This is a genomic window from Azospirillum sp. UENF 112521, assembly GCF_058780665.1.
Genome location: NZ_JBSNCI010000004.1, coordinates 227,084 through 248,601 on the forward strand (window position 1 = coordinate 227,084; position 21,518 = coordinate 248,601).

General features: G+C 68.4%; 20 protein-coding genes. 10 read left to right on the forward strand and 10 right to left on the reverse strand.

Annotated elements, in window-relative coordinates; genetic code table 11:
• Positions 1-33 precede the first annotated feature (33 nt).
• Complete coding sequence (locus tag ACWPN8_RS21765; RefSeq protein WP_492242254.1) at positions 34-762, reverse strand: amino acid ABC transporter ATP-binding protein; 729 nt, start codon at positions 760-762, stop codon at positions 34-36.
• 60 nt (positions 763-822) lie between these two features.
• Complete coding sequence (locus tag ACWPN8_RS21770) at positions 823-3,780, reverse strand: FAD-dependent oxidoreductase (protein WP_492242255.1); 2,958 nt, start codon at positions 3,778-3,780, stop codon at positions 823-825.
• A 137-nt stretch (positions 3,781-3,917) separates the two neighbouring features.
• Between ACWPN8_RS21770 and dapA the strand changes: the two genes are divergently transcribed.
• The 6 genes from dapA to ACWPN8_RS21800 all read left to right on the forward strand — a co-directional run bounded on the left by dapA (position 3,918) and on the right by ACWPN8_RS21800 (position 9,099).
• Positions 3,918-4,811, forward strand: coding sequence for a 4-hydroxy-tetrahydrodipicolinate synthase (gene dapA, locus ACWPN8_RS21775; RefSeq protein ID WP_109446850.1), 894 nt, complete (start codon positions 3,918-3,920; stop codon positions 4,809-4,811).
• Between the two features lie 47 nt (positions 4,812-4,858).
• The gene (locus tag ACWPN8_RS21780; RefSeq protein WP_492242256.1) at positions 4,859-5,686 is read left to right on the forward strand and encodes an ABC transporter substrate-binding protein; all 828 of its coding nucleotides are present in this window, start codon (positions 4,859-4,861) and stop codon (positions 5,684-5,686) included.
• A 77-nt stretch (positions 5,687-5,763) separates the two neighbouring features.
• Entirely contained in the window at positions 5,764-6,459 is a 696-nt protein-coding gene (locus tag ACWPN8_RS21785) for an amino acid ABC transporter permease (RefSeq protein ID WP_098737327.1), read from the forward strand.
• A gap of 13 nt (positions 6,460-6,472) precedes the next feature.
• Positions 6,473-7,162, forward strand: coding sequence for a GntR family transcriptional regulator (locus ACWPN8_RS21790; protein ID WP_492242257.1), 690 nt, complete (start codon positions 6,473-6,475; stop codon positions 7,160-7,162).
• Between the two features lie 46 nt (positions 7,163-7,208).
• Positions 7,209-8,657, forward strand: coding sequence for a dihydropyrimidinase (gene hydA, locus ACWPN8_RS21795; protein ID WP_492242258.1), 1,449 nt, complete (start codon positions 7,209-7,211; stop codon positions 8,655-8,657).
• Positions 8,658-8,682: 25 nt separating this feature from the next.
• Complete coding sequence (locus tag ACWPN8_RS21800; RefSeq protein ID WP_042700347.1) at positions 8,683-9,099, forward strand: DUF3830 family protein; 417 nt, start codon at positions 8,683-8,685, stop codon at positions 9,097-9,099.
• A gap of 108 nt (positions 9,100-9,207) precedes the next feature.
• On the opposite strand, the gene ACWPN8_RS21805 is transcribed toward ACWPN8_RS21800, so the two are convergent.
• Together ACWPN8_RS21805 and creD are read right to left on the reverse strand one after the other, a co-directional pair.
• A complete protein-coding gene (locus ACWPN8_RS21805) occupies positions 9,208-10,524 on the reverse strand; it encodes a glycoside hydrolase family 3 N-terminal domain-containing protein (RefSeq protein WP_492242259.1) in 1,317 nt (438 codons plus the stop codon).
• A complete protein-coding gene (gene creD / locus ACWPN8_RS21810; RefSeq protein ID WP_492242260.1) occupies positions 10,521-11,804 on the reverse strand; it encodes a cell envelope integrity protein CreD in 1,284 nt (427 codons plus the stop codon). The genes ACWPN8_RS21805 and creD overlap by 4 nt, the downstream gene beginning before the upstream one ends.
• A 209-nt stretch (positions 11,805-12,013) precedes the next feature.
• Between creD and ACWPN8_RS21815 the strand changes: the two genes are divergently transcribed.
• The 4 genes from ACWPN8_RS21815 to ACWPN8_RS21830 all read left to right on the forward strand — a co-directional run bounded on the left by ACWPN8_RS21815 (position 12,014) and on the right by ACWPN8_RS21830 (position 16,098).
• Positions 12,014-12,706, forward strand: coding sequence for a response regulator (locus ACWPN8_RS21815; RefSeq protein WP_492242261.1), 693 nt, complete (start codon positions 12,014-12,016; stop codon positions 12,704-12,706).
• A 355-nt stretch (positions 12,707-13,061) separates the two neighbouring features.
• Positions 13,062-14,327, forward strand: coding sequence for a sensor histidine kinase (locus ACWPN8_RS21820; protein WP_492242262.1), 1,266 nt, complete (start codon positions 13,062-13,064; stop codon positions 14,325-14,327).
• Between the two features lie 86 nt (positions 14,328-14,413).
• Positions 14,414-15,340 (forward strand): ABC transporter ATP-binding protein, encoded by a 927-nt coding sequence (locus ACWPN8_RS21825; protein ID WP_492242263.1) that lies wholly within the window; start codon positions 14,414-14,416, stop codon positions 15,338-15,340.
• The gene (locus tag ACWPN8_RS21830; RefSeq protein WP_109446834.1) at positions 15,337-16,098 is read left to right on the forward strand and encodes an ABC transporter permease; all 762 of its coding nucleotides are present in this window, start codon (positions 15,337-15,339) and stop codon (positions 16,096-16,098) included. Before ACWPN8_RS21825 ends, ACWPN8_RS21830 begins: the two co-directional genes overlap by 4 nt.
• A 111-nt stretch (positions 16,099-16,209) precedes the next feature.
• On the opposite strand, the gene ACWPN8_RS21835 is transcribed toward ACWPN8_RS21830, so the two are convergent.
• The 6 genes from ACWPN8_RS21835 to ACWPN8_RS21860 all read right to left on the reverse strand — a co-directional run bounded on the left by ACWPN8_RS21835 (position 16,210) and on the right by ACWPN8_RS21860 (position 21,505).
• Positions 16,210-17,283, reverse strand: a complete 1,074-nt coding sequence (locus ACWPN8_RS21835) for a two-partner secretion domain-containing protein (protein ID WP_492242264.1) — start codon at positions 17,281-17,283, stop codon at positions 16,210-16,212.
• 276 nt (positions 17,284-17,559) lie between these two features.
• Entirely contained in the window at positions 17,560-17,778 is a 219-nt protein-coding gene (locus tag ACWPN8_RS21840) for a hypothetical protein (RefSeq protein WP_146208046.1), read from the reverse strand.
• A gap of 112 nt (positions 17,779-17,890) precedes the next feature.
• Complete coding sequence (locus ACWPN8_RS21845) at positions 17,891-18,514, reverse strand: TetR/AcrR family transcriptional regulator (protein WP_247873004.1); 624 nt, start codon at positions 18,512-18,514, stop codon at positions 17,891-17,893.
• Positions 18,515-18,561: 47 nt separating this feature from the next.
• Positions 18,562-19,140, reverse strand: coding sequence for a TetR/AcrR family transcriptional regulator (locus ACWPN8_RS21850; protein ID WP_109446832.1), 579 nt, complete (start codon positions 19,138-19,140; stop codon positions 18,562-18,564).
• 73 nt (positions 19,141-19,213) lie between these two features.
• Positions 19,214-20,638: an MATE family efflux transporter gene (locus tag ACWPN8_RS21855; RefSeq protein WP_492242265.1), complete on the reverse strand. Its 1,425-nt coding sequence runs from the start codon at positions 20,636-20,638 to the stop codon at positions 19,214-19,216.
• 51 nt (positions 20,639-20,689) lie between these two features.
• A complete protein-coding gene (locus ACWPN8_RS21860) occupies positions 20,690-21,505 on the reverse strand; it encodes an oxidoreductase (RefSeq protein ID WP_109446828.1) in 816 nt (271 codons plus the stop codon).
• Positions 21,506-21,518: the final 13 nt, after the last annotated feature.

Here is a 21,518-nt window from a genome sequence, read left to right on the forward strand (position 1 = left end):
GGGATGGGGGGCGGTGCCGCGCCCGGGCGGGGATCAGTGCTGCAAAATCTTGGCGAGGAACTGGGCGGCGCGCTCCGACCGCTGGGTCTCGAAGAACTCGGTCTTGGTGCAGTCCTCGATGATGCTGCCATGGTCCATGAAGATCACCCGGTGGGCGACCTTGCGGGCGAAGCCCATCTCGTGGGTGACGCAGATCATCGTCATGCCCTCGTTCGCCAGCTCGACCATCACGTCGAGCACCTCGTTGATCATCTCGGGGTCGAGCGCCGAGGTCGGCTCGTCGAACAGGATGGCGATGGGGTCCATCGCCAGGGCGCGGGCGATGGCGACGCGCTGCTGCTGGCCGCCGGACAGCTGGCCGGGGAACTTGTGCGCCTGGCTCGCCAGCCCGACCCGCGCCAGCAGCGCCTCGCCCTTCGCCACGGCCTCGTCCGTCTGGCGGCCCAGCACCTTGCGCTGCGACAGGGTCAGGTTCTGCATGATGGTCAGGTGGGGGAAAAGCTCGAAATTCTGGAACACCATGCCGACGCGGGCCCGCAGCGCCGACATCTTCGTGCCCGGTGCGCCGACATCCATGCCGTCCACCTCGATGCGGCCCGACTGGAAGGGTTCCAGCCCGTTGACGCACTTGATCAGCGTCGACTTGCCCGACCCGGAGGGGCCGCAGACCACCACCACCTCGCCCTTGCGCACGGTGGTCGTGCAGTCCTTCAGGACCTGGAAGGTGCCGTAGCTCTTGCTGACATTCTCGATGGCGATCATGGGGGCTTCTCTTGGCGATGGGGGCGTTGGACGGATGAGCGGGGCGGATGAGAGGACGGTTCAGCCGAACCGGTCGATCAGGAAGGGCGTCGGGTCGATGTCGGTGCGGCCGTCGAGCAGCAGGTCGGCGGTCATGCGGGCGACGACCGGCGCCAGGGTGAAGCCGTTGGACGTCACCGTGTTGAAGAAGCCCGGCAGTCCCGGCACCGGGCCGAGGATCGGCGCGCCGTCGATGTTGATGTTCATCGCCGCCCAGGCGCGCACCACATGCAGCCCGGCGATCTGCGGCAGCACATGGCGGGCGACCCACAGATTGCCCTCGATGCTGGAGCGCGACACCGTGTTGAAGCGGCGCGCCGGGTCGAAAACGGCGGTCCAGGCGCCACCGATGATCAAGCCCCCGGTGACCGCCTGCTTCAGGCTGAGATGGCGGTCGGCATGGGCGACCAGTTGCCCGACCAGCTTGGGCGCCGGCTCGGTGACGATCATCTGCAGGGGCGCGCTGTGCACCGGCACGTCAATGCCGACCAGCCGCCCGGTCTCGCGCGCCCACGGGCCGCTGGCGTTGACGATCTGCTTGGCGCGGATGCGGCAGCGCGAGGTCTCGACCCGCCAGCCGCCGCCCTCGACGGACGGCAAAGCGGCGATGCCCGTGACATTCACCCCGCGCAGGAAGCGGGCGCCCTGGCGGCGCGCCTGCTCCAGCACGGCGTAGGTCGCGCGCAGCGGGTTGATCTTGCCCTCCTGCGGGGCGTATTCGGCGCCGATCAGCCCGTCGGACAAGGCGGGGGCGAGGCGGCGCAGCTCGGCCGCGTCGATGATGGCGTTCTCGACGCCGTAGCGCCGCTCCAGCGCCGCCTTGGCGCGGAGGAACTCCATGCCGGCCGGGCTGTCCGCCACCATCAGCCCACCGGTGACGGCCAGTTCGAAGTCCGCCCCGCAGGCCGTCTCCAGTTCCCGCCACAAGGCGATGGAGCGCGGGCCGAGCGTCAGCGTCGCCGCCGCCGGTCCGCCCCCCGCCTCGGCCTTGGCGCCGAAATCGAAGGACAGCAGCTGGACATGCAGGCTGCCGGCATTGGCGCCCGAGGCCTGCAAATTGGTGTCGCCGCGCTCGACCACCAGCACGTCGCGCCCGGCCTGGGTCAGGTAATAGGCGAGGCAGGATCCCACCACGCCGCCGCCGACGATCAGGATCTCCGCCTCCTGGTCGGGCAGCGGCCCATCCTCCAGCGGACGGGCGAGGTTGGGCGTGATGGCGCGCTGGTGGCCGCCCCATTCCGGCTTCTCGAAGGCGAAGGCGCCGGCCGGCGTCGGCTTGGCCGGCAGGCGCGGCGCCAGATACTGCTCGGGCGCCCGCTTCCTGCCGGTCGCCTGCTCCAGCAGCAGGGCGGCGGTCGCCGCGCAGTAGCGGCCCTGGCAGCGCCCCATGCCGAGCCGGGTGTTGCGCTTCAGCGCCGCGAGGCTGTCATGGCCGGCGGCGATCTCGGTGCGGACTTGGCCGAAAGTGACTTCCTCGCAACGGCACAGCATGGCGTCGTCGGGCACAATGTCGAGCCGCGGCGGCGGCGCTTGGTAGATCGACCACAGCGCCGCCTGGAAGCCCTCGGCCCGCCGCAGATCGGCCAGCACCCGCCGGCCCTCCTCCGGGTCGCTGTCGCTCAGGCCGAGCTGGGCGGCGGCGGCGATGCCGGCGAGGCGTCCGCGCGCCTGCGCCACCCTGGACCCGCCGAGATCGACGCCGTCGCCGACTGCGAACACACCCGGCACGCTGGTGGCGCCGTCCACCGCGATCTCGGTGGCGAGATAGCCGAGATGGCGGTCCTCGACCAGCCGATGGGCGCAGCCGAGCGCGCGGGCGATCTCGGTCGAGGGGATGAAGCCGTATCCCAGGCACAGGGCATCGGCGGCAACGGTGACGGCCTCTTCCAGCCGGGCAGCGCCGTTGGCGCCAAGCGGGGCATAGCGCACCTGTGCCAGCCTGCCCTCCCCCTCCGCCGCGACCACCCCATGCCCCCACAGCACCGGAACCCCGGCGCGCCGCAGCGTCAGCATATAGCGGGCGCCGTCGCCGATCAGGCCGGGGGCGGCGCGCAGCGCGGTCAGCATCTGCCGCCATTGGGCGGGCGACGGGCGCGGCGCGCTTTCCAGCACGGCGGCCACCGCGACGCCGCCCTCCACCAGCTCGCAGGCCAGCTGCAAATTGAGCGGGCCGTTGCCGGCGACCACAACCTTTCGCCCGGGCGCGACACGGTAGGCGCGCGCCAGGGTCTGGCCGGCTCCGGTCGTCATCACGCCGGGCAGCGTCCAGCCTGCGAAAGGCGCCGGCCGCTCATAGGCGCCGCCGGCGATCACCAGCCGGCGCGGCCGGTAGACGGTCTCGCGCCCGTCGACGACGGCGACAACCTCGTCGGGGGCATGGGCACCCCACACCGTCGCCTCCTGGACGATGGCAGCACCCGCCGCCTTCGCCGCGTCGAGCAGGGCGAGGCCGGCCCGGAACTGGCGGTCGGTCGGCCGGTCGGCACGGTGCGAGGGGGCGAGCGGCTTGAAATACTGGCCGCCGCTCTGCGGCCGCTCGTCCAGCACCACCACCCCGGCACCGCGCCTTGCCGCCGCTGTCGCTGCCGCCAGACCGGCCGGCCCGGCGCCGATCACCAGCACATCGACCACCCGCTCCTCCGGCGCATCGCCCACCGGCGGCGGCACCAGCGCGACCAGCGGATCCTCCGGCGTGCCGGCCGGCGGCTGCGAGCGGATGGTCTGGCCATCCGCCACCTTGGTCAGGCAGGCGCGCTGGCTCGCCTTGCCGTCGACCGTCACCAGGCACTCGAAGCAGGCGCCCATGCCGCAATAGAGGCCGCGCCGGCCGCCGTCGCGGCTGTGGCGGTAGGCGGCGACGCCGTGCGCCGCCAGGGCCGCCGCCACCGTCTCCCCGGCCAGCGCGGGAATCCGCTCGCCGTCATAGGTGATCTCGATGGGGGCGCCGTCGCGGCGGACGCTTGGATGTTCGAGGCGCATGGGCGGTCGGCTTTGTCCGGGTGCGGTGGAAAGCGCTTTTCGAGGCTGCGTCAATTAGCGCTGGATTCCTGTATACAGGTAGTATACGAGTAGTATTTAGGCAAGGTCAAAAATTAGGCAGGAGCTTGGGGGAACCCATGACGGCATTGCGCGGCACCTACACGGTCCTCATCACCCCCTTCACCGCCGACGGCGGCGCTGTGGACGTTCCGGCCTTGAAGAAGCTGGTGAACTGGCAGATCGAGCAGGGCATCCACGGGCTGATCCCGCTCGGCAGCACCGGCGAGTTCCTGTCGATGACGCCGGAGGAGCGGGCGCAGGTCATCGAAATCTGCGTGACCGAGGCGGCGGGCCGCGTGCCCGTGCTGATCGGCACCGGCGCCGAATGGACGCGCGACGCCGTCGCGCTGGCCAAGGAAGCGGAAAGCATGGGCGCCGACGGGGTGATGGTGATCCCGCCCTATTACAGCTCGCCGACACCCGACGAACTGTTCGAGCATTACCGCCGCATCGGCGAGGCGATCTCGCTGCCGGTGATGATCTACAACAACCCGGCGACCGCCAACGTCGACCTCACCCCGCCCATCGTCGCGCGGCTCAGCGAGATCGACAACGTCCTCTACATCAAGGAATCGACGCTGGAGGTGACGCGGGTCCGCGACATCATCGAGCTGTGCGGCGACCGCATGACGGTGTTCGCCGGCATTCTCGGCTATGAATCCTTCTGGCTCGGCGCCCAGGGCTGGGTCGCCGTCTGCTCCAACCTGATCCCGCGCGATTCGGCCCGCCTGTTCGAGCTGGTGGCCGACCATGGCGACAAGGAGCAGGCGCTGGCGCTCTACAAGAAGATGCTGCCCATCGTCCGCTGGGTCGGCGGCCACCGCTACGTCGCCGCCTCCAAGACCGGGCTCGGCATGATGGGGCTGCCGGTCGGCGACCCCCGCGCACCGCGCCTGCCGCTGCCGGAGGCCGACGCCCTGGCCCTGCGCGCCGATCTGGCGGCCTACGGCCTGATCGACTCCCTCGCCTGACCGCTTCGCCCGCATCCGAGATCCGAACACGAGAAAAGGGGTTTACGATGACCATTCGCACGCTGCTGATCGCCGCCGGCCTGACCCTGTTCGCCCTCCCCGCTGCTGCCCAGACCGCCTGCAAGCCGGCAGTCGCCGATTCCGAGCTGGTCAAGCCCGGCACGCTGGTGATGTCGACCAACCCGACCCTGCCGCCGATGCAGTTCGTCGACAGCAGCGGCCAGCTGAAGGGCATGCGCATCACGCTGGGCAACGAGATCGCCAAGCGCCTGTGCCTGACGCCGGAATATGTCCGCATCGAGTTCTCGGCGATGATCCCCGGCCTCCAGGCCGGCCGCTGGGACCTGATCAACACCGGCATCTTCTGGACCGAGGAACGGGCCAAGATGATGCCGATGATCAATTATGAATCGCAGGCGATCAGCATTTCGGTGACCAAGGGCAACCCGCTGAAGATCGCCAAGCCGGAGGATTTGTCGGGCCGTCCGGTCGGTGTCGAGCTGGGCGGCTTCGAGGAGCGCAAGCTGCGCGAACTCGACAAGATGGTCGTCGCCAAGGGGTTGAAGCCCATCGAGATCAAGACCTTCGACAATTTCGCCACCGCCTATCAGGCGCTGCGCGCCGGCCAGACCGAGGCGTCGGTGGCTATCGACCCGACGGCGGCGGAATACGCCAAGCGCGGCGATTTCGAGCGCGCCCTGCACGGCCTGTTCCCGACCCCGGTCGCCCTGGCGATGAAGAGCAAGACGCTGAGCGAGGCCGTGGTCGGCGTCCTCAACGACATGCAGAAGGACGGTTCGTACAAGAAGCTGATGGACGAGTACGGCCTGCTGCCCAACGACGGCGCCTTCAAGGTCAACGGCCCCGGCATGTGAGACGCATAACGCGGGCGGCGGCAGGGACCCGTTCCCGCCGCCGCCCGCGCATCGGACAAGAGTGAAAGGGTGAGGGAATGACCAGCGGCTGGAACTGGGACGGTTTCTTCGAGTACCTGTTCAACGGGTATCTGTTCAGCGGAGCGATCACCACCCTGTGGCTGACGCTGGCGGGCATCGCCGGCGGCCTCGTGCTCGGCTGCGTGCTGGCGCTGCTGCGGCTGTCGCCCTATCGCTGGGTCGCACGGGTGGCGCAGACCTACATCTGGGTGTTCCGCGGCACCCCGCTGCTGGTCCAGCTCATCATCATCTACACCGGCCTGCCGCAGATCGGCATCAAGCTGTCGGTGACGGAATCGGCGCTGATCGGCCTGATCCTCAACGAGGCCGCCTATCTGGCCGAGATCATCCGCGGCGGCATCCTCGGCGTCGCCGCCGGGCAGAGCAATGCCGGCCGGGCGCTCGGCCTGAATTCGGCCCAGGTGATGGCCTATATCGTGCTGCCGCAGGCCGTCCGCATCATCATTCCGGCGCTGGGCAACAGCGTGAACGGGCTGCTGAAGACGACCTCGGTGACCTCCGTCATCTCGATGGAGGAGCTGCTGCGCAGCACCCAGCTGCTCATCCAGGAGCGCTTCATGGTGCTGGAGCTGTTCACGGTCGCCGCGCTCTATTACCTGCTGATGACCTCGCTGTGGGACATCGTCCAGCGCCGCATCGAGCGTCATTTCGGCCGCGCCTACCGCAACATCGCCATCGTCGACGGCCAGTGAAGGGCGCTCTGCCATGAGTCCTCCCCTCCCCCCGGCCCTCCCGCCATCCTCCCGGACCGCCAACCTCGGCGACCGCGCCTTCGCGCACCTGCGCGAGCTGATCCTCAGCCGCGAGATCCCCGGCGGTGCCGAGGTGCCGGAGGGGCGGCTGGCCGAGCGGCTGAACGTGTCGCGCACGCCGATGCGCGAGGCGCTGGTCCGGCTGGTCGGCGAGGGGCTGCTGGAGCGCACCAGCGAGCGCAGCTACCGCGTCCGCATCGTCTCGGCCCGCGAGTTCTTCGAGTGCATGCAGATGCGCGAGCTGCTGGAGTGCCACGCCATCGAAACCGCGGTGCCGCTGGTCGGCGACGCCGATCTGGCCGAGCTGCGGCACGGGCTCGAGGCGCTGGAGGACGGCGAGGACGACATGCAGCACTGGCTCTACGACAACCATTTCCACAGCTTCTTCGCCCGCGTCAGCGGCAACGCGACGCTGGCCGAGACCATCACGCGCATGCGGGTGGTCGCCCGGCTGTTCCGCATCTCCAGCAGTTTCCACCGCAAGGGCGAGATCGACACGGAGCACCGGGCGGTGCTGGACGCGGTGGAGCGGCGCGACGCCGCCGCCGCCAAGGCCGCCATGCTGGCGCATCTGCGCAACCTCCAGGATGACGCCCGCCGCGCCATCGCCACAGAGGCCAATCCGGGCGGCTATTTCCTCTAATCCCGGCAACCGCAAGACCCGTCCTTCGGGACCGAGGGAGAGTTCCATGCCGCAGTTCGACACCGTAATCCGCAACGGCACGCTGGCCACCGCGTCCGACGTGTTCGCCGCCGACCTCGGCGTGATCGGCGGCCGCATCGCCGCCATCGGCGCCGGGCTGGGGCCGGGCACCCGCGAGATCGACGCGACCGGTAAACTCGTGATGCCCGGCGGCGTCGACGGCCATTGCCACCTCGACCAGCCGACCAGCGACGGCTCGCAGTCGGCCGACGATTTCGAGACCGGCACCCGCTCGGCGGCCTGCGGCGGCACCACGACGGTCATCCCCTTCGCCTGCCAGTTCAAGGGCCAGTCGCTGCGCGACGCGGTGACCGACTACCACCGCCGGGCCGACGGCAAGGCGGTGATCGACTATGCCTTCCACCTCATCGTCAGCGACCCGACCGACCAGCTGCTCGGCCAGGATCTGCCGGCGCTGATCCGGGACGGCTACACGTCGTTCAAGATCTACATGACCTACGACGACATGAAGCTGAACGACCGGCAGGTGCTGGAGCTGCTCAGCGTCGCCCGGCGCGACGGCGCCATGGCGATGATCCATGCCGAGAATGCCGACTTCATCGGCTGGCTGACCGACAAGCTGCTCGCCGCCGGCCACACGGCACCGCGCTACCACGCCGATTCCCGACCGATGCTGGTGGAGCGCGAGGCGACCCACCGCGCCATCGCCATGGCCGAGCTGGCCGACGTGCCGATCCTGATCGTCCATGTCTCCGGCCGCGAGGCCATCGAGCAGATCCACTGGGCGCAGGGCCGCGGCATGCGCATCTACGCCGAGACCTGCCCGCAATACATGGTGCTGACCGAGCATGACCTGCACGGCCACGGCATGGAGGGGGCCAAGTGCATCTGCTCTCCCCCGCCGCGCGACAAGGCCAACCAGGCGGCGGTCTGGGACGCGCTGGCCGGCGGCACCTTCCACATCGTCTCGTCCGACCATGCGCCCTTCCGCTACCAGGATCCCAAGGGCAAGATGCTGCACGGCGCCGACACGCCCTTCAACTGGATCCCCAACGGCGTGCCGGGCATCGAGACGCGGCTGCCGATCCTGTTCTCGGAGGGGGTGAAGAAGGGCCGCATCAGCCTCCAGCGCTTCGTCGAGCTGTCCTCGACCAACCCGGCCAAGATGTACGGCCTGCACCCGCGCAAGGGCAGCCTCGCCATCGGTGCCGACGCCGACATCGTCATCTACGACCCGGACCGCAAGGTCACCATCACCAACGCCATGCTGCACCACAATGTCGACTACACCCCCTACGAGGGGCTGGAGGTGACCGGCTGGCCGGAGACCGTGCTGTCGCGCGGCGAGGTGGTGGTGGAGAAGGGCGCCTGCGTGGCGCAGCCCGGCCGCGGCGCCTTCCTGCACTGCGACACCCCGGATTCTGGCGCGGCCGAAGGTCGGCGCCGCCTGAAAAGACGATTGCCCATTTTTTGAATTTTAGACGCGAGGATCATCCAGCATGGACGCCCTGACCATCACCGCCGGCCCCTTCACCTTCGGGGCCCGTTTCGAGACGGCCGCCGCGCCGAAGACCTGCGCCAAATTCCGCAGCCTGCTGCCCTACGAGGGCCAGATCGTCCATGTCCGCTGGAGCGGCGAAGGCGTCTGGATTCCGCTGGGCGACACCGATTTCGGCCTCGGCTACGAGAACCACACCAGCCACCCGGCGCCGGGCCAGATCATCCTCTATCCCGGCGGCATCAGCGAGACCGAGATCCTGCTGGCCTATGGCGGCGTCCAGTTCTCCAGCAAGATGGGCCAGCTCGCCGGCAACCATTTCATCACCATCACCGACGGGCTGGAGAACCTGGCGGAACTCGGCAAGCGCACCCTGTGGCAGGGCGCGCAGCCGATCCGCTTCGAACTGGCGCGCTGACGCGGCAGAGGGCATTGGCGCCGCGGGGCCTGCCTCGGCCCCGCCGCCAGGGATGCGCCTGCCGCGAACAAGCTCCAAGCTCCCCAGTGAGAACCCCGCCGATTCCCTTTACCGGCCCAGTGCGAGATCACGGCTCATCGGTCCGGACTGTCCGGAGCCTTCCAGGCGACTGCCGCTCGCCGCCAGCATGGCCCGATCCAGCCGGTCCTGCTTCCCGGCGTCCATGGCGCAGGCCATGGCCCGGTAGAACTGGCTGCCGTCGAGCGCGAACAGCAGAAGATCGACCCCGGCGTTGAGCGCCTCGACGACGGCCCGGCACAGACCGTACTGATAGACCGGCGTCATGACCATGTCGTCGGTGACGATCAGCCCGTCGAACCCCCAATCCCGGCGGATCACCCCGTCGATCAGCAGACGCGAGTGGGAGGCCGGCCGGTCGGGATCGACGGCCGCCACGATGGCGTGGCCGACCATCAGAAGGGTCTGCGGATCGCCGGCCAGCACGCGGCGGAAGGGCAACCAGTCGGTCGCCTCCAGCACCTCGCGCGGTTCGCCGATGACGGCGCGGAAATGGTGGGTGTCGCTTTGCGCCCGGCCCAGCCCGGGGAAATGCTTCGCCGTCGGCCGGACGCCGCCGTCGGTGACGCCCCTGGCATAGGCCGCGGCGACCTCGGCCACCACCTCCGGATCGTCGGAGATCGCCCGCTGAGAGATGAGGCTGTGGAAATCCAGCGGATCGGGCGGACGGTCGCGCCGCAGGTCGAGGACCGGCGCGAGGTTGACGGTCACGCCGATCGATTGCAGGTCCCGCCCATGCGCCTGCCCGAGCGCGCGGGCGGCGGCCCGGCGCTCCTCGGCGGGCAGGCCGGCCAGCGACGCCGGGGCCGGGCGATGCGGCAGCCAGGGCGACAGCCGGGACACGATGCCGCCCTCCTGGTCGGCGGCCACCACCAGCGGCGGCAGCCCGGCCCGCCGCCGGATCTCCTGCAAATGGCCGATCTCGTCGCGCAGTTCCTCGGCCGACCGTCCGGCCAGATTGTGCCGGGACACGAACACCCCGCCGATCAGTCCGCGCGCCGCCAGCGCCTCGACCTCCGCGACCCGCCGGTAGCCGACGATGAAGTGCCGCCCCAGCCCGGCCGCCAGCGGCTCCTGCATCGCCAGGACATGCGCCTTGCGGATCTGGAACACCGCCTCCGCCCCCACCGTGCAGAGCGGCACCGCCAGCCAGAGCAGTACCAGCGCCGGCCGCCCGCCGACGCCCTTCCGCAGCGGGGGCCGCCGCAGGACCAGCAGGCCGCACAGCCCGGCCGCCGCAATCACGGGCAGCGACCAGCCCTTGACCGGGGTCAGGTAGGGATCGTGGATGTTGGCGCCGGCAAGAGCCAGCAGCAGGCCGCCGACCCACCAGACGAAAGCCCTCACGACTCATCTCCCTGCCAGTCCACGCGCTGGGTGACGGCCATGACCGCCGACAGGACCAGGAACAGGGCAACCGTCCCCACCAGCAGGGAGTAGTTTTCCAGCCCGATGAGGAGGTGGAGGAAGGCGAACAGGCCCGCCAGCGCCACCGCGAAGACCAGGGTCGGACCGGCGCGCCGGGTGACCGCCGCGGTGTAGGCCGTCGCCTGGACCAGGACGAGCGCCGCGCTGATCCAATAGCCGGCGACATAGCCGAACGGTTCGGCGAAGGACACCAGCAGCAGGGAGAACAGCGTCATCGACAGCCCGAGCAGGCCATACTGGACGATGTGGATGCGCACGCTGGAGAGAAGCTCGAACAGCGCATAGACCGTGAAGGACAGCACGACGAAGAGACTGGCGTATTTCGAGGCACGGTTGATCATGCGGTAGGTGGGAACCGCCTCCAGCAGCTCGACGCCGACCGAGGGGAGATACTGGGCTTCGGCGGAGTCCAGCAGCGCCGCGTCGGACCGGAGCGGCGGCCTGGAATAGTCGGAGACGGTCCACCGCGCCTCGAAGCCATCGGCGGTCACCGTCGGGTCGGACGGCAGCACGGTGCCGACGAAGCTCGGCGTCGGCCACGGCGCCCTGATGGCCGCCGTCGCCTGCCGGCCGTCCAGGGTCTGGTGGAAGGCCCCGGTGCCGCGCAGGGTCACCGTCGCCTGGAACTTCATCTCCACGCTTGCCGCGGGGGCAGCCGCCATCGTCGGACGGGCGGCGAGCGCGGCGCCCCAGCAATCCTCGGCGCGGGCGACCAGCTCCTGGCAGCCGCGCCAGGGGATGGTCTCCCCGTTCCAGACCACGCGGTCCTCGGCCGTCATGCCGGCCAGCCCCGACAGCTGGAGCAGGAAGACGCTGTCCTGCCAGGAGATGGAGCCGCCGCGCCCGACCAGCTTCTCCAGGCTGGACGCGGACGGGACCGCGAAGCTGCCGGTCATCTCCAGCGCCGCGGTATAGACGGTCGCGGAGAACAGGCCGCGCCTCTTGCGCTCGGGCGCCAGGGCCGCCTGCGTCGCCAGGGTCGCCGGCGCGATCTTCAGGTAACCGCGGGTCTTGCCGTCGGCGGCGAGATAGGGCACCGCCAGCACCGGCGTCCGCACGGTCTGCTCGGGACTCCAGCTCCGCGCCAGCTCCTCCTGCATCTCGGCCTGCCGGTCGGAGCGTTCGCCGATGATCCCGGAGACCGGCAGGCCGGCGATGAGGGTCACCACCAGAAGCAGGACGATCTGCAGGAACTTCACGGACCGGCGGTTCCGGCGCGCGGGTGGGGAAGCAGGCGCGGGACTGGGTGGGGAATCAGGCGGCACGGTCATTCGGACACTCCACGAGGGGAAGGGAGACAGGCCCCCAGCGTGGCGTCCCGGCATGCCGCGGCGATGACGCGGTTGTGCAGCCGGGAAGGAATCTCCGTGCAGAACTTGTGCAGATTATCGGATAGGCTTGCGCTGCCATGACCAAGATCCTGCTGATCGACGACGATCCCCACATCCGCGACATCGTCCGCTTCGCCCTGAACCGGGAGGGCTTCGCCGTGGTCGAGGCCGGGGATGGCGTCCGGGGGCTGGCGCTGGCCCACGCGGACTCTCCCGACCTGATCCTGCTCGACATCGGCATGCCGGAGATGGACGGCACCGAGGTCTGCCGCCGGCTGCGCCGGGAGAGCCGGGTCCCCATCATCTTCCTGTCGTCGCGCGACGACGAGATCGACCGGATTCTCGGCCTCGAACTGGGGGGCGACGATTACGTCACCAAGCCCTTCTCGCCGCGCGAGCTGACGGCGAGGGTCAAGGCGGTGCTGCGCCGGATGGTCCCGCCGGAGCCGCCGGCTCCCGAGGCTCCGGCACCGGTCCTCCGCCACAACCGCCTGCGCCTGGACCTCGACGGCGTGCGCGCCTTCTGGGACGAGACGGAGGTGGTGCTGACCGCCACCGAGTTCGGCCTGCTGCGCACCCTCGCCGACCGGCCGGGCAAGGTGTTCAGCCGCGACGCGCTGATGGACGGCGCCTACGCCACCGAACGCTATGTCGCCGACCGCACGGTGGACAGCCACATCCGCCGGGTCCGGGCCAAATTCCAGGCGGTCGGCGGCGCTCCGGTCGAGACCGTGCATGGGCTGGGCTACAAGCTGTCGGACTGCCGATGAGGTCGCCTTTCGGGAGGTCGCCATCCGCGCGGCGGCCGTCCATCGGAACCGTTCTGCTGGTCATGACGGTGGCGGCGCTGGTGCTGCCGCTGAGCGGCCTGTGGATCCTGCGTCTCTACGAAAGCGCCCTGATCCGCCAGACCGAATCAGAACTGATCGCCCAGGCCGGGGTGGTGGCGGCCTTCTACCGCGACGCCTGGCGCCGCGCCGGCGGACAGGCGGAGGCGCTCGGCCCCTCGGTCGATCCGGCCTGGACACGCCCGCCGGGCTTCGATCCGCCCTGGACGCCGCGGTTCGCCAGCCTCGACCTTGCCGAGGATCCGATCCTTCCCCCGCCCCCGATCCGGTCCCGGCGATGGCGAGCGACCCGTCCGCCGCCATTGCCGGAGCGACGCTCGGCCCGATCCTGCGCGAGGCGCAGCGCATCACCCTGGCCGGCATGCGGATCACCGACCGCCGGGGCGTGGTCGTCGCCAGCACCGGCGAGGAGATGGGCCTGTCCCTGGAACGGCAGGACGAGGTCCGCCGCGCCCTGGCCGGCGAGGCCGCCAGCGTCCTGCGCGAACGCACAAGTCACGACAGGGTGAGCTACCGGTCCGGGTCGGACAGCCCGGCCGTGCCGGACCGCAGCCGGTCGGTGCGGGTCTTCACCGCCCAGCCGGTGCTCGACGACGGGCGCGTCGTCGGCGTGGTGGTGGTGTCGCGCACGCCGCGCAGCATCGCCGACACCCTCTACGGCAAGCGCTGGCACCTCGCCGGGCTGGCGGTGCTGCTGCTGGTGTCGGTGGGGGTGCTGGCGCGGCTGGGGACGGTCGCCATCGCCCGCCCGCTGCGCGCGGTCACGGGCTTGGCGAAGCGCACGGCGGACGGCGAACGGGGCGTGATGGTCCCGCTGCCCCGCCCGGTGGTGCGCGAGGTCGCCGAACTGTCGGACGCGCTGACCCGGATGGCCAGCACGCTGGAGGAGCGGGCCGACTATATCCGCGACTTCGCCGCCCATGTCTCGCACGAGTTCAAGACGCCGCTGACGACCATCCGCGGCACCGTCGAGCTGCTGCGCGACCATATGGACAGCATGCCGGCCGAAGACCGCGACCGCTTCCTCGCCAACATGGACGCCGAGGCCGGACGGCTGTCCCGCCTCGTCCGCCGCCTGCTGGAGCTGGCCCGTGCCGACGTGATGGCCGTGACCGACGCCGCGGTGACCGACGCCGTGCCGGTCGCCGCCCGTCTGGCCGAACGTCATGGCGCGGACGCGTCGCTGCCGGCCTCGCTGCCGGTCGCCATCGGGCAGGACTCCCTGGAAAGCGTCCTGGCGAACCTGATCGAAAATGCGAGACACCATGCCGGCGCCGACGCGCGGGTGACCGTCACCCTGCGGGCCGAGGGCGGGCGGGCGATCCTGCGGGTTGCCGACGACGGGCCGGGCATCTCGCCGGCCAATGCCGACCGCGTCTTCGTCCCCTTCTTCACCACCGCGCGCGACCGCAGCGGCACCGGTCTCGGCCTTACCATCGCGCGGGGGCTGGTGGAGGCCCATGGCGGAAGCATCGCCCTGCTGCCGTCGGACCGCGGCGCGCTGTTCGAGGTCGCCCTGCGCCGGGTCCTACCACGCAGGTAAAATTCCGCCGGGCGCCGCGGAGCGCTATGGTGGCCCCGCCCTGGTGGCGTCCGCAGCCGGGAATTGGCCCCAAGCCGAGGAAAGATATGCAGCCTATAATTGAGATTCGTGGGTTGGAGAAGACCTACGCATCCGGCTTCCAGGCCCTGAAAGGAGTCGATCTCGACATCCGGCGCGGCGAGATCCTGGCGCTGCTCGGTCCCAACGGCGCCGGCAAGACGACGCTGATCAGCATCGTCTGCGGCATCGTCCGGGCGACGTCGGGCAGCGTGACGGTGGACGGCCACGACATCCGGCGCGACTGGCGCGCCGCGCGGTCGCTGATCGGCCTGGTCCCCCAGGAGCTGACGACCGAATCGTTCGAGAGCGTCTGGGCGACCGTCAGCTTCAGCCGGGGCCTGTTCGGCAAGCCGCCCAACCCCGCGGTGATCGAGCGGATCCTGAAGGATTTGTCCCTGTGGGACAAGAAGGACACCAAGGTCATGGCACTGTCCGGCGGCATGAAGCGGCGCGTGCTGATCGCGAAGGCGCTGTCGCACGAGCCGCGCATCCTGTTCCTGGACGAGCCGACCGCCGGCGTGGATGTGGAGCTTCGCCGCGGCATGTGGGAGATGATCGGTCGCCTGCGCGACAGCGGCGTCACCATCATCCTGACCACCCACTATATCGAGGAGGCGGAGGAGATGGCCGACAGCATCGGCGTGATCTCCGGCGGCCGGATCGTCCTGGTGGAGGAAAAGGCCGCCTTGATGCAGAAGCTGGGGAAGCGGCAGCTGACCCTGCAATTGCAGAGCCCCCTGGGCGCCATCCCGGCCGAACTCGCCGACTATCCCCTGACCCTGTCGGAGGGCGGGCGGGAGCTGGTCTACAGCTTCGACACGCAGCAGGAGCGCACCGGCATCGCCGGGCTTCTCCGCAAGCTGGGCGACCACGGCATCACCTATACGAACCTGCGCACCGAAGAAAGCTCCCTGGAGGAGATCTTCGTCAATCTGGTGAGGGAGCGGGCATGAACCTTCATGCGATCAAGGCCATCTATCTCTTCGAGCTGGCCCGCACCTGGCGCACGCTGGCGCAGAGCATCGCCGGCCCGGTGATCTCCACCTCGCTGTATTTCGTCGTCTTCGGGGCGGCGATCGGCGGGCGTTTCGCATCGATCGAGGGCGTCAGCTACGGCGCGTTCCTCGTCCCCGGCCTCGTCATGATGTCGGTGCTGACGGAAAGCGTGTCGAACGCGTCCTTCGGCATCTACATGCCGCGCTATTCCGGCACGATCTACGAGCTGCTGTCGGCCCCCGTCTCCGCCTTAGAGACGGTGATCGGCTATGTCGGCGCGGCGGCGACCAAGTCCCTCATCCTTGGAACGCTGATCCTGCTGACGGCGCGGCTGTTCGTGGATTTCTCCATCGCCCACCCGGTCTGGATGGTCGCCTTCCTCGTGCTGACATCGGTGACCTTCAGCCTGCTCGGCTTCATTCTGGGCATCTGGGCCGACGGCTGGGAAAAGCTGCAGATCGTGCCGATGCTGATCGTGACGCCGCTCGCCTTCCTGGGCGGGAGCTTCTATTCGATCAACATGCTGCCGCCGTTCTGGCAGACGGTCACCCTGTTCAATCCGGTCGTCTATCTGGTCAGCGGCTTCCGCTGGAGCTTCTACGGCGCCGCCGACATGCCCGTCGGATTGAGCCTCGGCATGACCGCCCTGTTGCTGGCGATCTGCCTTGCCGTCGTATGGTGGATTTTCCGCACGGGCTACAAGCTGAAGAACTGACCGGCCACCGGCGTCGCCCAGAGCAGTCAAGGAGAGGCCCCGGCGGGTGAACCGCCCGCCCGGCCTCGGTCCGCGGCCGGGTCCTCTCCGCTTCGGGCAGCGTCAGCCCCTTCAATCCTGTTGCGAACGAGATTGCACCACGGAAAGGCACATCGCCTCGAACCGCTCGGCAAATCGTTGGGCATCGCACAGATCCGACGCGATCAGACGACCGCGCAGTCCTTGGCGAACCGTCGCCAGATGATCGGGATCGGCAGCCAGAGCCACCGCCTTGGCCACGAAATCCTCCTCATCGGCGGCAATCCAGCCGGTCAGACCGGCGGTGGTCAACAGGCTGGCGCCCACCCGCGCGGCATGGCGATCACCGGGGAGCGTCAGCATCGGCACGCCCATCCACAACGCCTCGCAAGTGGTCGTGGTGCCGTTGTAGGGAATGGGATCGAGCGCGATGTCGATCTCGCCATAGCTGTTCAGATGACTGAAATGATCGGGGCTGTGGCACAGCAACGCAAGGCGGTCCGGCCCGATTCCGGTTCCCTGGTTGTCGACCTGGCCGGTTCCGGCCCGCACCAGCACCCGTCCCCGCCGGCTGTCGCCCCCTTCGGTCAGCAGCACCTCATGTCCGCCGGCAAGGGCGGCGGTTCCATTCGGCGCGGACAAGCTTCCCTTGTTGGACACCTCGCGGGCGATCAGCAGGACGTCGCCGCCGGACGAAGAGATGGCGCCGAGATTTTCCACCTTGGCCGTGCTGTCGCCCTTGAAGGTCAACGGCTTGGCCGACATGAAATCGTCGCTGGGCACGTCATGGGTGCTGGCGACGAAACTGCCGCCGGTGGTCACGGTGCCGGTGGGGCCGACCACCACCCCGGCGGGGTTGATCAGATAAACCGAGCCGGTGGCGGTCAGCGAACCGGCGATCGCCGACGGATTGCCGCCGCCGACCCGGTTGAGGGTGGCGCCGCTGCCATTCTCGAACGCGACCTTGGCGCCTTGGCCGATGGAAAAGCCGTTCCAGTTGACGATGCCACGGCTGCCTTGCTGGGTGACGGTCATGGTCGCGCCGGTGGTGGCGATGCCGCCGCTTCCCGCCACGAATCCCCCGCCGGTCGGAAGGGTTTGCGCCGACAGCGGGCCGTTCAGGACCAACAGGCTGGTCAAGCTGCTCGTGCTCAGAATGACGCTCAACCACCCCTTCCAGGTCATGCTGCCGACGCTCCCATTCGCTCAGCCGCCGTCGATGATCGCCTCCGCCAGGATGATCCGGACGGCATAGGTTTCATCAATTTTGGGGAGGAGTGTATGGCCCGTTCTACCTATGGGACATCCCGTATTCATGTGAGATGGCCCCGTTTCCCGGACAGTTCGGCGGCTGGATTAAGCTTGTTTCAGGTTCGTGTCAGGCCGCCAGCCTGTGTGTGTTTTATGCACCCAGAGTGCGAGTTCCGTCCCAAGCTTTGACGGCTATAAAGGCACAAAATCATTGATTAGCGTGTCGGAACTTTGCCGTTTCATTTCAAAAATGAGTCCAGCACAGGCAATGACCTTGCCGTCGTCTTTGACGTAATGACCAATCGTAAATTCAGTGACGCCAAACCATCGGAAACCGGCATGAGCAAGTGGAGCATTTCGGCTGTAGGCTCCCACATTTCCGACTGATGGCGAGCTTGCCGCTTCAGGCACTTGTCTCTCACCTCCGCGACTTTCCGGTCTTTCCAGATCAGACTGTTCGCACTATCAGCCTTTGACGGATATACGGGAAAATTCCGTCCGTTTCTTCTCATTATTTTGAAAATCAGAGATATACTTGTCTCAGACAGCCTCGCAGGAAGCGGGCGACCGCCTGCTGGGCGACGCTGCCGACATCCTCCGGGGAAGCCGATTCGAATACACCCCACAGGCATTCCTCATGCAGACCGGCTTCACAGAGAGCCCGGAAATGAGCAGCAGCGCCGGGCAGTGCCAGAAAGTCCCAGCCGGGTTTGTCGCTCCGCTCTGCCAAACGCTGCAATATGGCTGCGATCTGACTCTCCGCGCGCCGAATTCCGCGCTCGTAGAAGATGCGGCCGATCTCCGGGAAACGACCGGTTTCAGCCATCACGAGGCGGGTCACGGCAAGCGCTGAAGGAGACAGTATCAAGTCCAGATAGGCCCGCGCCGTGTCCTCCAGCACAGCCTCGGTTCCCTTTTCCTCCACCTGTACAGCGGCAAGGGCGGACCAGGTCAACGTCCCGATTTCCTCGACATAGGCTGCGAACAGCGCCGCTTTGGAAGGGAAATACCGATAGAGGGTGCTCTTGGAGCCGCCCACCTCGGCGGCGATACCATCCATCGAGGCATCGGCATAGCCCTGCCGAAGAAAGGTTCTGCCGGCGATCGTCAGGATTGCGGTCCGCCGGGCGGATGTACCTGCTGGCATGGTCAAACACCCTCCGATCGACCAGTTCACGGTGTGGTCATGCCCGGTCACGCGGCGGCAATATTTCGGACCTGCGCAGCAGCCGTATCCAGAAAGGCCTGAGCAAGGCCGGGATCGTTGACGACACGCGAGAGCGTCAGCGCACCGACCATCAGTGAAAGAATTGCCATCGCCTTGCTTTTGAACTCTTCGCCCTGCGTTTCCGAAATCAGCCGTTCGAGGATGTCGAGATGAGCCCTGATCCCGGCTTCGAACGACGTCTTCACCGCGGCGCCGTGTCTGGCGGCGTCGGAACCGAGCGCCACGATTGGGCAACCGTCGGTCTTTTCCTCGCGGTGCCCGGCGCTGAGATAGAAGCCGATCACCGGGCCAAGCGGATCCTCTGGATTTGCTGTGGCCGCCGCCGTCCATCGGCAGTAAGCGCTCTCCAACGCCCGCGTCGACGCCTGAGCCGCCAAATCCTCCTTAGAGGCGAACTGCTTGTAGAAGGCACCCTGGGTCAGGCCCGCCGCCTCCATCAAATCCTTGAGACCGATGCCGTCGAAACCGTGCTCCCGAAAAAGACGGCTCGCCACGTTGATCACGGTCTGCCGGTTTTCCTCAGCCTGAACGCGACTCACACGCATGGTATGCTCCTATTTAGATTTCGACTGACATCTATAGGAGATATGGATGACCGACACAATTCTCCACCTCGACCTACTCCGCAGGACGTCTCCGAACTGGCGGATGGGACGCGTGATGCCGGCCCCAGGCACCCCCCATCATCGCGGCGGCCGTCAGAAGCCCATATGAGAGCGCGGCCAGGGCGGTGATCTGGAACAGGGTCGACAGTCCGGCACCGAACCAGATCACCGCCGCCCAGCCGATGACGGCGGCGACGATCATGCGGACGGTGCCGGCCAGGACGGGAAACAGGACGCGCTTGGCTCCCTGGCTGGCGAAATAGAGCGCCAGCCCCAACCCGACCGCGCCGTAAACCGGCGCCACGGTCCGCAGATAGAGGGTGCCCATCGCCAGTACCTGTGGCTCGTCACTGAACAGGCCGATCCAGGCTTGCGGACAGAGTGTGGCGGCAAGGCCGATGGCCTCGGTCATCCCGAAGGCGATGGCGGCACCGCTCCAGGCTATGCGGCGCGCCCGCGCCGGCTGCCCGGCCCCGATGTTGTGGCCGACCATGGTGACCAAGGCGGTGCCGAGCCCGAAGATCAGCGGAATCTGGATGTAATCGAGCCTCGATGCGATGCCGTACCCGGCGATGGCATCGGCGCCGAACCGGCCGACCGCGGCGGTGACGAGGGTGACGGTGAGGTTGACCTGGACGGTGCCGATCGCCGACAGGAAGCCGACCCCGAGGATATCCTTGAACAGGCGGGCGCGCAGGGGAACGGCCCTGAGCTTCAGCAGGCTCCGTGAAGAGCGCAGATACAGTGTCAGCGCAAGCGCCGCGACCAGATAGTAGACGACCACCGCAACCCCGCCGCCGGCAACGCCGAGACGGGGAAAGGGGCCCCAGCCGAAGATCAGGACCGGCGACAGCAGGAGGAGGAGCACGGTGCCGGCCGAGATCACGAGCGCCGGCACCCTCACATTCCCGGCACCGCGAAGGACCGACGACAGCAGGGCGGTGAGCCAGACCGGAATGGAGCCGGCGAACACGGCCCCGGAATAGGCGAGCGCCGCCGTCAGCGCCGGTCCGGTTCCTCCCATCGCCCGATAGAGGGTCGGTCCGGCGAGAAGAGCCGCCACGGTGAAGAGCAGGCCGAATGCGCCGGCCAGGACGACCGCGTGCCAGAGCAGCGCTTCGGCATCCTCGTGGCGTTTCGCCCCCAAGGCCCGCGCGACGGCCGAGGAGACGCCGCCGCCGATGCCGCCATTCGCCATCATCTGCATGAGCATGAGCACGGGAAAGACCAGGGCGACTCCGGCGAGCGCATCGGTCCCGAGAAAGCCGACGAACCAGGTCTCGGCCACCCCGACCAGCGTCTGGACGACCAGCACCAGGGTCGTCGGGACCGCCAGGCGGAGCATCGTCGGCACCACCGGCCCGTCGAGAACGCCGGGCGGCACTTTGTAGGTGGGCGCCGGCGTCGCCGGACCCTCCCGACGGGACAGGGCGGTCATGGACTCTCCTTCCTTGCAGCGGATGTGACGGGTTTGTTCCCAAAAACGGGATCAGACCGGCAGCCGCAGCATCTTGCGCAGGCTCTTGTCGAAGGCGGCGGCCGGGACGAAGCGGCGCAGGAGGCTGACCTGCCGGGCCAGTTTCCCCGCCGGGTAGCGAAGCTTCGGATCGGAGTCCGTCGCGGCCTTGACGATGGTTTCGGCGATGGTCTCGGGCGTGTCGCCCTTCCCGATCGCGTCCTCGACGGCCACGGTCACGCCGGCAAGCGCGGACGCATAGGCGTCGAGCGAGCGGTCCGGCTTGAAGAGGTTCCCGTCGAACGAGGTCCGGGTGTAGGCGGGCTCGACCAGCGTCACCCGGATGCCGAGCGTGCGCAGTTCATGGTCAAGCGATTGGGAGTAGCCCTCCACCGCATGTTTCGTCGCCGCGTAGAGTGCGAAATAGGGGGCCGGAATGAATCCGTGCGCCGAGCTGAGATTGACGATCCTGCCGCTTTTCTGGCGCCGCATGATCGGCAGCACGGCGTTGGTCATGCGGATGACGCCGAACATGTTCACGTCGAACAACGCCTTCGCCTGGGTGAGCGAGGACTCCTCCGCACCGCCGAAAAGCCCGACGCCGGCATTGTTGACCAGCAGATCGATGCGGCCGGCGTCGTCCAGCACCTCATCGACCAGCGCGGCCACGGAAGCGTCGTCGGTGACGTCGCAGGTCAGCATGGTGACGCCCTCGGGGCCTTCGGCATCCGCGTGACGGCTGGTTCCGAACACATCGAATCCTGCGGCCTGCAGGGCCTTGGCCGCCGCGTGGCCGATGCCGGACGATGCGCCCGTCACCAGCGCGATGCCACGTTCGATCTTTGCCATCGATGTCTCTCTT